This window comes from Piscibacillus salipiscarius JCM 13188 (assembly GCF_001311865.1).
GTDB classification, from domain to species: Bacteria; Bacillota; Bacilli; order Bacillales; family Alkalibacillaceae; genus Piscibacillus; species Piscibacillus salipiscarius.
In genome coordinates this window covers 1-11,643 of sequence record NZ_BBCD01000040.1, presented here as the reverse complement: position 1 = coordinate 11,643, position 11,643 = coordinate 1, and the positions used below count along the sequence as shown (strand labels likewise).

General features: G+C 36.5%; 4 protein-coding genes and 6 pseudogenes. 2 read left to right on the top strand and 8 right to left on the bottom strand.

Annotated features, from left to right (window positions below; all coding sequences use genetic code 11):
- Positions 1–111 precede the first annotated feature (111 nt).
- The 7 genes and pseudogenes from JCM13188_RS16835 to cyoE all read right to left on the bottom strand — a co-directional run bounded on the left by JCM13188_RS16835 (position 112) and on the right by cyoE (position 6,646).
- A pseudogene (locus JCM13188_RS16835) lies at positions 112–574 on the bottom strand (DUF420 domain-containing protein).
- 6 nt (positions 575–580) lie between these two features.
- A pseudogene (gene ctaG, locus JCM13188_RS16830) lies at positions 581–1,412 on the bottom strand (cytochrome c oxidase assembly factor CtaG).
- A 261-nt stretch (positions 1,413–1,673) separates the two neighbouring features.
- A complete protein-coding gene (gene ctaF / locus JCM13188_RS16825; RefSeq protein WP_054755012.1) occupies positions 1,674–2,003 on the bottom strand; it encodes a cytochrome c oxidase subunit IVB in 330 nt (109 codons plus the stop codon).
- Between the two features lie 3 nt (positions 2,004–2,006).
- Positions 2,007–2,626, bottom strand: a pseudogene (locus JCM13188_RS16820) (cytochrome (ubi)quinol oxidase subunit III).
- A pseudogene (ctaD, locus tag JCM13188_RS16815) lies at positions 2,619–4,473 on the bottom strand (cytochrome c oxidase subunit I). Before ctaD ends, JCM13188_RS16820 begins: the two co-directional pseudogenes overlap by 8 nt.
- 210 nt (positions 4,474–4,683) lie before the next feature.
- A pseudogene (gene coxB, locus JCM13188_RS16810) lies at positions 4,684–5,750 on the bottom strand (cytochrome c oxidase subunit II); the annotation flags it as partial.
- Between the two features lie 80 nt (positions 5,751–5,830).
- On the bottom strand, positions 5,831–6,646 hold the full coding sequence (gene cyoE / locus JCM13188_RS16805; RefSeq protein ID WP_369405122.1) for a heme o synthase: 816 nt from the start codon (positions 6,644–6,646) through the stop codon (positions 5,831–5,833).
- A 498-nt stretch (positions 6,647–7,144) separates the two neighbouring features.
- Between cyoE and JCM13188_RS21590 the strand changes: the two genes are divergently transcribed.
- Complete coding sequence (locus tag JCM13188_RS21590; RefSeq protein WP_054755011.1) at positions 7,145–7,696, top strand: COX15/CtaA family protein; 552 nt, start codon at positions 7,145–7,147, stop codon at positions 7,694–7,696.
- Positions 7,697–7,787: 91 nt separating this feature from the next.
- Positions 7,788–8,183: a COX15/CtaA family protein gene (locus JCM13188_RS21585; protein WP_369405121.1), complete on the top strand. Its 396-nt coding sequence runs from the start codon at positions 7,788–7,790 to the stop codon at positions 8,181–8,183.
- Here the strand turns inward: JCM13188_RS21585 and pyc are convergent.
- Positions 8,093–11,535 (bottom strand): annotated as a pseudogene (gene pyc, locus JCM13188_RS16795) (pyruvate carboxylase). The gene JCM13188_RS21585 and the pseudogene pyc sit on opposite strands and share 91 nt — an antisense overlap.
- Between the last annotated feature and the right edge of the window lie 108 nt (positions 11,536–11,643).

The window sequence follows — 11,643 nt, the reverse complement described above, 5'->3', positions numbered from 1 at the left end:
AAAATTAAACTCAAAAAAAGCGAAACACTCCTTTGATCTAAGTGTTTCGCTTTTTCTATATGGATAAAAAGATGCCCAGTGGATATTTATAGCCTACTGGGCATCTGATAACTACGCTCCAAAAATAGCCTGAAACAAATTCTGTCCGTGTTCACCTTCATACAGTACATAAAGTAATAAATAAACAGCAACTCCTGTAATAGCAGTGAAGAACCAAATAACACTTGTGACAGGTCCAATTTTTTCTATGCTTACTAATATTTCGTTTAAACGCTAACGTTAACGTGACAAGTCCAAATACAGCCCCAGTTGTAGCTAGAATGATATGAAAAATAAGAAAGACTGTATAGAAAATCTTCATATCCTCTGGTCCACCAAAGCTCGTGTTTCCAATAAAGATTGTTCTAGACATATAGATAATAAAGAAGGATAAAGCAAAAACAGCAGCAGTAATCATTACTTTTTTATGCTGTTTAGGCTTATTATTAGCTATTAGAACCCAACCGATTGCAATAAAGATGGCACTTATCACAATAAATGACGTACTAAGTGTCGGAAGAAGTGGCAAGTTCAATTTGGATCAACCTCTTTCATAATTTGGCGTTAAAGTTTGCTGTGATGGTAACGGATCAATACCTTTATTTTCCTTGTTGTACCAATGATAGAACACTTTTGCTAAGACACCGCCATAAATTAACTCTTGTAATACTTTCATAATAATGCCAGCTGCTTGCTGGTCGTATACAAGTGGCATATTAAGGAATAATTGCGGACCCCCTAAATTCATATTCTGCAATACATCTGGAGGTACACAGAGTGCCATTGCCTGCGTAAAAGCATCTGGTTGAGAATAAGTTGCGTACAATGGATCGCTTGCAAAAATAATTAAACCACAAGCTGGCGTAATCAACATACCACTGCCGAAAATATAGAAGATTTTATATAAAGGCTTCAAATATTCTTGTTCTTCTAGTGGTGTAATTAATGGCCACCAAAAACAAAGCAGCAAACAAGATAAATAATGTAACCGACCAATGTACAAAATTACTTGTTTTAGAGAAATCTAATATCACTGGTAAATGGTATAAAGAAAATAATCCATTAAAGAAGATAACTGCGACTAAAGGTTTCGTAAGTAAATTTAAAACGTTTCTTATAACCGGAGTGTTAAATAATTTTCTCCACCATTCTACGGGTAACCCTTTGATTATTAAGATTGGTATAATTAAATAAAGTACAGCCATTTGGACCATATGTGCCATTAGCAAGATATGAGACAGTAAGTATAATGGAGAACCTTTAACTGCATAGAACAGTAATAAGGCTAGATATACATTTATTTTTTGTTTTCTAGTCGGCCCTTCTTTTAAGCCAGTTTTATGCTTTAAAGGACCAGTTAATACAAAATATATAATACCTAATAATAATGTTATTACAATGATATCAGGACTCCATAGTGCCCTAAAACCAAAATCTGAATTTTATCCCACATGTGTTATCACCTCGAAGGTACTTCTTCTCTCAATATTTAGTATACAACAAACCTAAATATAACTCGACTAAATCGCGATTCGTTAATAAAATTGTTGAATTTAAGATAATCATATTAACTATGTTCAGTACCAACAAGAATAAATAAAGAGGCTTCCTAAGTTTAGGAAGCCTCTTTTATATTATGATCCCCACCAAACGATGGTTGTTAACGCTAATACCGTTAGAATAGCTGCAAAGATACCTGAATAAATCATTAATGCAGGCATTTCATGACCTTCTTGATTCATGTGCATGAAATAATATAACTGGAACAATACTTGAACTGCAGCTAATACTAAAATAATTGGAACAGTGAACATTGCACTAACACCAGAGATGACTAAACCAAAAGCGATTAACGTAAAGGCAATCATCATCGCGAATGTTAGAACATGATGTTTCATTTCCTCTTTATGCTTTTTACGATAAAACTGTTGTTTTTCATTTGTGGAATTGGTGTTATCTGCCATACTTTAGCCCACCTTTCCCATTAAATATACAACTGTGAAGATGAATACCCATACAACGTCAATGAAGTGCCAGTATAAGCTAGCAATATAAAACTTTGGTGCATTGTAAAGGTTAACACCACGTTTAGCATTACGAATCATTAATGAAACGATCCAACCTAAACCAAATGCAACGTGTGCTCCGTGGAAGCCAACTAATGTATAGAAGGCTGAAGAAAAACGCTGATGTTGTATATCCAAAGTGATATCCATGTACATAGTGATAAAACTCATAAATTTCTAAGCCTAAAAAGGTTAGACCTAATGCCACGGTAATTCCTAACCAAAGCTGCATTTTTTAGGATCGTTGTTTTCATATGATACATTGCATAAACACTAGTTAATGAACTCGTTAATAATACAATCGTCATAATGAAAACAAGTTCTAATCCAAATATTTCATTTGCAGCAGGTCCATCTACTGTTGAATTCTTAAGTGCAAGATACGTTCCGAATAAACTTGCGAACAATACGGTTTCTCCGCCTAGGAAAAACCAGAAACCCATAAATTTGTTTCGACCTTCAAGGGTGGCTCTTTCTGGGTTTTGAGGCAAGTTTGTTGATTTAAGCATATCATCAGCCATTAGAACCATCCCCCTTTTCATCTTCTAAATCCTCTTTGTGGACGTGATAACCAAGATCGTCCTTGAATGAGCGGTAAAGCATACTTCCTGCAGTAATTCCAAAACCGATTACTGCTAAGATCCAGTAAGAACCTTGGAACATAACGCCAAAACCTGCAATGAATAAACCTAAGGACATCATAAACGGTACAAATGAGTTATTAGGCATGTGAATATCACCTAATGGCTCTGCAGGTTGAATTTTACCGTCACCCTCCATCTTCTCAATCCATAATGGATCTAACCACGAACTAGAGGCTCTTGTTGAAAGTTATAGAAAGGAGGTGGTGATGGAATAGCCCACTCAAGTGTACGAGCATCCCAAGGGTCTCCAGAAACTTTAACACCTTTAGCTTGTGTGATCACAACGTTGATTAAGAATAAGATTGTACCAGCTGCCATAAAGAAGGCACCTATTGTACTAATGAAGTTAAATAAATCTAAACCTTGGTCTTCTAAGAAGATCCAATAACGTCTCGGCATTCCCATTAAACCTAAGAAGTGTTGAATAAAGAACGTTAAATGGAATCCGATAAAGAATAACCAGAAGAACCAGTGGTTAAGTTTTTCATTAAGCATTGTACCAAACATTTTTGGCCACCAGTAAATGATTCCGGCAAATAGTCCAAGTACAACACCACCAACAATAACGTAGTGGAAGTGTGCAACAACAAAGTAAGAATCATGATATTGGAAGTCAGCTGCTGCGGAAGCAAGCATGACACCCGTCATACCACCAATTGTAAAGGTAGGAATAAATCCTAAAGCGAAAACCATTGGTGATGTTAGGCGAATACTTCCGCCCCAAAGAGTAAATAACCAGTTAAAAATCTTAATACCTGTAGGAACTGCAATTGCCATAGTTGCAACTGCAAAGATCGAGTTCGCAATTGGACCTAAACCAACTGTAAACATGTGGTGTGCCCAAACCATGAAACCTAAGAAGGCAATTAGTACGGTTGCGAAAACCATTGATGAATAACCGAATAATCGTTTCTTAGCAAAGGTTGGAATGACCTCACTGAACACACCGAATGCAGGTAAGATTAAGATGTAAACTTCTGGGTGACCAAAGATCCAGAATAAGTGCTCCCAGATAATTGCGTTACCACCCATTGCTGGGTCAAAGAAGTTTGCACCGAATAGACGATCAAATGTCATTAAGAATAGTCCTACTGTTAAAGCAGGGAATGCGAATAAAATAAGTACACTTGCGATAAATGCCGTCCACGTGAATAGTGGCATTCTCATATATGTCATACCTGGTGCTCTCATATTAACAACAGTAACAATAAAGTTAATACCACCCATCAGTGTACCAAAACCTGATATCTGTAGCCCTATGGCGTAAAAGTCTACCCCATGGCCCTCAGAGAATATCGATAGCGGTGCATAAGCTGTCCAACCTGCATCAGGAGCGCCTGTTACGAACCATGATACGTTTAGCATGACACCACCAAAGAAAAATAACCAAAACCTAATGAGTTAACAAATGGGAACGCGACGTCACGAGCACCAATTTGTAATGGTACAACAGCGTTCATTAATGCAAAGATTAATGGCATCGCTGCTAGGAATATCATCGTGGTTCCGTGCATTGTTAAGACTTCATTATAAAATTGAGCTGAAACAAAATCGTTATTTGGCTCAATTAGCTGTATACGAATAATCATAGCTTCGAGTCCACCAAGCAAGAAGAAGAACATACCAGCGACTAAATACAAAATCGCGATCTTCTTGTGGTCTACTGTTGTTAAGTAATCCCACAGTGTAGCCCCGAAGCCAGCTTTCTTAGCTGTTGCGCTCACGCTATTAACCTCCCTCTAAAAGTGATTTCTAATTCACTATTCTTCGTTGTTTTCTTCATCTGAATTTTCATCTTCTGCTCCGTCTTCACTTGAGCCTTCCCCATCAGACCCTTCTTCACTCTCACCATCTTGTGATTGCTCACCTTCACCTTCAGCTTCTTCTTCAGGGAATAACGATGATAAGTCTGAGTCTTTATAAACGCTGTCTTCTGCACTTTCAGGAGTTATGTCACTTGGGCTTAACCCCATTAAGTACTCAGCGATTTTTTCTGCTTCTTCATCTTTCAAATTGTAAGGAGCATCTTGCATGTGGTTACCTGGTTTCATTTCTTTACCTTTGGTTTGAATCCACTCGATTAAGTTTTCTTTATTGTAATCAACAACTCCAGCAATCTTCAATCGGTCACCAAAATTAGTTAGGTTTGGTCCAATTTTGTTAGGACTTGAACCAACTGCGTGACAAGTCATACAGTTGTCAGCAAATAGCTGCTGACCTTCTTGGGCTGTAGCTGATTCAGGAGTTTCTTCACCAGTCACACCTTGCATATCTTTAACCCACTGCTCAAATTCACCTGGGCTAACTGCAATGACCTTAAAGTCCATAATTGAGTGTGAAGGGCCACAAAGCTCAGCACATTTACCCCAATAGACTCCCTCTTCTTTTGCTAGAAGGGTCATCTCATTTGTGTTACCTGTAGGGTTTACGTCCATCTTACCATCAATGGCCGGGACCCAGAATGAGTGAATGACATCTTGTGAACTCATAGATAAGTACACTCTTCTGTCAGTAGGAATATATAATTCCTGGCTTGTTGAAACTTCTAAGCCATCATACTCAAAGTGCCACCAATATTGTGCACCTGTAATATTGATCCATAAAGAATCTTGTTCTTCTCCCTCTTCATTAATTTCAGGAGAAGTATCAGCTAGTGCAAATGTATATTGCACAGTTGGAACTGCCAGAATCAATAGTAAAATAATTGGTATAACAGTCCACAATGTTTCTAATGCATGACTTCCTTCCGTTTGTTTAGGAATAAAGTCTGGGTCGTCTTTCTTCTGACGATACTTAATAATAACAATCGTATAAATCACCATTACTACTACAAATACAAATAACATGATGACAATACTTAGAATCATCAAGTCGTAGATCATTTCTGCACCTTCACCTTTGGTTGAAGAGCACTTAGAAACGGTTTACCACAACCTGATAAAACAAGTGCAAGTACGATCAAAGCGAATATAGCTTTGAATTTACTCATCCACCCTTTCATCATCAATACCTCTCTTTCTCTTATTAATCTTAAGTTGTTGAATACATTATATAATTGAATTAAGAAAAAGAAAATTTTTCTTAATTACTTACGCGAATATTGGTAAGGTAGCAACAACTAACCCTACAAAGAAAAAATGTTAAATAGTTTAAGGAATATACAAACATCCATTTTGCCCAGCGATCATCATCTTTCATTTTAAAGCCATAGATCGCAATTAATAACCATCCAATATTAAGTAAAGATGCAAACACTAAAAATATTGGACCTAAAGAAAAGAAATAAAAAGGTAGTGGTAACAAACAAATCGTATAAATTAAGATTTGTCTTTTAGTAATATTATTACCATAAACAACTGGAAGCATTGGTATACCAGCTTTACTATATTCATCCCTTTTCCTTATAGCTAATGATAAGAAATGCGGTGTTTGCCAAATAAACATAACAAGAAATAACACAAACGCTACTGGATGCAATGACGCATCAACAGCTGCCCAACCAATTAAAGGTGGTGCTGCTCCTGAAAAACTTCCAACCACCGTATTGATGGTGTATTTACGTTTAGACCACATTGTATATAAAACTACATAGACAAACCATCCAAAGAATCCATATACCGCTGCCATTGGGGTCGTTAAGTATAATAGCATAAAGCCAATAATACTGAAGGCGACTCCCATGCCGATAACAACATTTAATGGAATCGTACCTGTAATGGTTGGTCTAGTTTTTGTACGAGACATAACATGGTCTATATCTCGGTCATACCAATTATTGATGACACAACCACCTGCGATCACAAATGATGTACCAGCCATCAATAATATAAAGGTTGACCATGAAAATGTGTTTCCTGTAAAGTATAACGCTAACCAATAACCAGTAAACGTTGTGATAAGATTTGAATTAATAATCCCAATTTTTTATAAGAGCTAAAAAGTCAGTCCACAGAGCCTTAATACTCGTTTCTTGACCTTTTAATTGAGAAATTGTCGATTCTATTGAACGAGGTTCACTCATAATGTCCGCCGTCCCCTCTAAAAGATCCTAATAAGTTTCATAAGATGTACCAAATGTACCTTATGTAACCAATATTATTGTATCATGGAATGTTCTTTACTTCTATTTAACCACATAAAAACTTTTTAGATGTGAAAAATGTGTGAAAAAATAATGTCCAAAGAATAAATTAGCATATTTTAGCGAAAAATTGCAGTCTAAAATTTGATTTCTTATTATTTTTCACAGTTTGTTAAAAATTATAGTCTATTTCTCTTAATGTAGGTAATTGTCGATTATAAGTGTTATAATTTTGTAAAGAAATTAGTTCCCACAGTCCAAGAAATTATATTACGATAGGTACTAGGCGTTCTTCATGAAAGAAGGTGACATAAATGAACAAGTGGATTAAGCCAAAACCACTAGCATTGGTATCCGTATTAGTTATGTTGTTTGTCCTAATCGGAGGAGCATTAGTAACCAAAACTGGATCAGGTTTAGGATGTGGTAGGAGTTGGCCATTATGTGAAGGACAACTCATCCCTAAAAATATAACGTTTGAACTTCTAATTGAATTCAGTCACAGAATGGTCACAGGTGTTGCCATTATTTTCGTCGGGTTGTTATCGTACGTTGCTTGGCGTCATTATCAGCATATTAAAGAAACAAAATTTCTAGTTGTCATGACGATTGTGTTCTTTATTCTACAGTCATTACTAGGTGCTGGTGCTGTTTTATTCGAACAAACTAGTTTGATTAAAGCACTTCATTTTGGTATCTCACTCGTATCGTTCGCAACTGTATTTTTGTTAGCTTTAATTATTTTTGACGTTGACGGTAAATTCCATACAGACCAGTTAAAGATCCCAAAAAGATACGTACTCAATTTTATGGCATTTTATTTATACTTTAATCGTTGTCTATTCTGGAGCTCTAGTAAGGCATAAAGAATCTAGTTTAGCTTGTGTCGATTGGCCATTTTGCTATAATCAAGAACCTTTTAACTTCGGTAATTTAGGTACTGAGCAATGGATTCAAATGGGCCATAGACTGATGGCAGGTCTACTATTTATTTGGGTCATTGGCTTATTGCTTCATTTATATAGAAACTATAAAGAGAAAGTATTTATAAAAAATGGTTGGTTTATTGCTTCCATCTTAATTACTTTACAAGTAATTCTTGGAGCACTTGTCATTTTCACATTAAAAAATACAACCATTGCATTAATGCATGCACTCTTTATTTCGTTATTCTTTGCTTTACTGAGCTATTTTATATTACTTCTTATAGAAGTGCTAAAAAAGAAGATTAAGGGTTTTAAGCAACCCTTAATCTTCTTTTTTTATTCAACCTCTATTAATAAATCTCCACTTTCAATAGCTTCTCCATCTTTAACATGCACTTTTTTAACTATACCTTCAAATGGTGCTTGAATCGTTGTTTCCATCTTCATCGACTCTGTGATCATTAGATGATCGTTTTTACTAACCTTTTCTCCTTCTTTAACCAGTACATTAATAACGGTACCAGGCATAGATGCCCCGATATGGCTAGGGTTCATCTTATCTGCCTTCGCACGTTGTTCTAGTACGTTCTCAACATTCTCATCTCTTACAACGACCTCACGAGGCTGTCCGTTTAATTCAAAATAAACGACTCGTGTTCCATCTTTTTGCGCCTCACCAATGATACTAATTTAACAATCAGTGTTTTACCTTGTTCAATTTCAACTGCTACTTCTTCTCCAAGCCTTAAACCATATAGAAATGCTGGTGTATCTAGAACTGAAATATCACCATATGTTTCTACGAAATTTTGATAGTCATCAAAAACTTTTGGATATAATGCAGCTGAAATGATTTCAAGATCGGTTACTTGTCGACCTAATTTATCATAGAGCTGTTCTTTTAATGCTTCAAAGTTTATTGATTTCAAATGTTCTCCAGGTCTACTTTGAATAGCTTCTCTACCTTTTAACACAATTCTTTGAAGTTCTTTAGGGAATCCTTGATATGGCTGACCTATATAACCTTGGAAAAATTCAACGACTGAATCAGGAAAATCTAAAGAATCTCCTTTTTCATAAACATCGTCTACAGTTAAGTCATTTTGCACCATAAATAACGCCATATCTCCTACAATCTTAGAAGATGGAGTTACTTTTATAATATCCCCAAACATATCATTAACTTTTCGGTACATCGCTTTAACCTCATCCCAGCGTTCACCTAAACCAACAGCTTTTGCTTGTTGTTGAAGGTTACTATACTGCCCACCAGGCATTTCATGGAAGTAAATTTCCGAATGTGGTGCCTTGAGGCCATTTTCAAATGGAGCATAATATTCACGTACATCTTCCCAGTATCGAGCTAATTGGTCATACGCATCGATATTAAGATCAGGTTGACGGTCGTGATGCTCTAATGCGTAATATAAGCTGTTCGCACTTGGCTGTGATGTGCTTCCTGCCATTGTACTTACCGCAACATCTACCGCGTCAACACCTGCGTCAACCGCTTTAGAATACATCATGATTCCGTTACCACTTGTATCATGAGTGTGTAAATGGATTGGAATTGTTACTTCTTCTTTTAATGCTTTAATTAAACGATAAGCCGCTTCTGGTTTTAGCAGTCCTGCCATATCTTTAATACCTAAAATATGAGCTCCTGCATTCTCTAACTCTTTAGCTAAGTTAATATAGTAATCTAAATCGTATTTAGCACGGTCCGGGTCTAAAATGTCTCCCGTATAACACATCGCAGCTTCCGCTATTTTCCCTTGTTTACGAACCGCTTCAATGGCAGGCTTCATGCCATCAATCCAGTTTAAACTATCGAATATTCTGAAGACATCTATTCCCATTTGTGCACTATGTTCAACGAATTTTTCAATAGCGTTATCTGGATAATTTTTGTATCCAACGGCATTACTTGCTCGAAGTAACATTTGAAATAAAACATTTGGCATTTTTTTCTCTTAACTTACTTAAACGTTCCCAAGGATTCTCTCTTAAGAAACGATATGATACATCAAAGGTTGCTCCTCCCCACATCTCAACTGAGAATAAATTAGGTAGTAGTTTAGATGTTGGTTCAGCAATATCTAATAAATCCTTTGTTCTTACTCGTGTTGCTAGTAATGATTGGTGTGCATCCCGGAACGTTGTATCAGTTAGCTGAACTTCTTTTTGATTCTTAAGCCAATCAGCAACTGCCTCTGGACCTTGTTCATCCAATAACTGTTTCGTCCCTTCAGGATATGTTTGATTTAAATCATATTCTGGTATTCTAGGTTTTGAGAAAAGTGGTTTTTTCTCTTTGCCTTGACTGACAGGGCCGTTAACCGTAGTGTGTCCTAAGTATGTTAATAACTTAGTACCTCGGTCTTTACGTTTAGGAAATACAAATAATTCAGGTGACTGATCAATAAACGTCGTATCATAAGTACCATTAACAAATTTCTCATGTAATATAACATTTTCTAAAAATGGAATATTGGTTTTAATTCCGCGAATTCTGAACTCTTTTAAGTTACGAACCATCTTCTTAGCAGCTTGTTCAAATGTTAGTGCCCATGTAGAAACCTTTACAAGTAATGAATCATAGTGCGGTGAAATAACAGCACCTTGGAATCCGTTCCCTGCATCTAAGCGCACACCAAAACCGCCACCTGTACGGTAAGCCATAATTTTACCCGTGTCAGGCATGAAATTATTAAGAGGGTCTTCTGTCGTTACACGTGATTGAATAGCAAAACCGTGAGTTGAGATATCTTTTTGTTTCGGAATGTCAATCGGTGAATCATGCAACTGCTTGCCCATGGCGATTTGAATCTGTGTTTGAACAATATCAACACCTGTGATCATTTCAGTTATGGTATGTTCAACTTGGACTCGCGGGTTAACCTCAATGAAATAAAACTCATCTTCAGTTACTAAGAATTCAACAGTCCCCGCGTTTACATAGTCCACACTCTTCATCAGTTGTACGGCTGCTTCACAAATTTCTTCACGCTGTTGATCATCTAAAGAAACACTTGGCGCTACCTCTACAACCTTCTGGTGCCTTCTTTGGACAGAACAATCACGCTCATATAAATGAACAACATTTCTGTCTTCATCACCAATAATTTGAACTTCAATATGTTTAGGGCTTTCTATTAATTTTTCAACATAAACTTCATCACTACCAAATGCGGCTTTTGCTTCGGACTTCGCTCGTTCATATGCTTCCTTTAATGCATCTTGAGTGCGTACGATTCTCATACCTCGTCCGCCGCCACCTAATGCAGCTTTAATCATAATAGGAAATCCATGATTTGAAACAAATTTTGAACTTCATCTAATGATGAGACGGGTCCATCTGATCCCGGAATCACTGGGATTTCTGCTTTCACAGCCTGATTTCTTGCTTTTACTTTATCACCAAAAACATCTAATAACTCACTAGACGGACCAATAAACTTAATGCCTTCCTCTTCACATCGTCTAGCAAAATGAACATTTTCTGATAAGAATCCATAACCAGGGTGAATCGCATCTACCCCAACTCGTTTAGCAATTGAAATAATCCCTTCGATATCTAAATAAGCATCAATTGGTTTCTTTCCAACTCCTACCAAGTAAGCCTCATCAGCTTTATAACGATGATAAGAGCCTGTATCCTCCTCAGAATAAATAGCTACTGTTCGGATATTAAGTTCCGTACAAGCTCGGAACACCCTTATAGCAATTTCTCCTCTGTTAGCTACAAGAACCTTGTTAAAGGGTTTGACTTCATTCATGATGAATCCTCCATTCTAAAGTTCTTAATTCTCCCTTAGTCATAATTCTACAAGCTATTACAAAATTCCTTCTTACAAAATGAATAATCATTCATTTCTTTTTTAAAT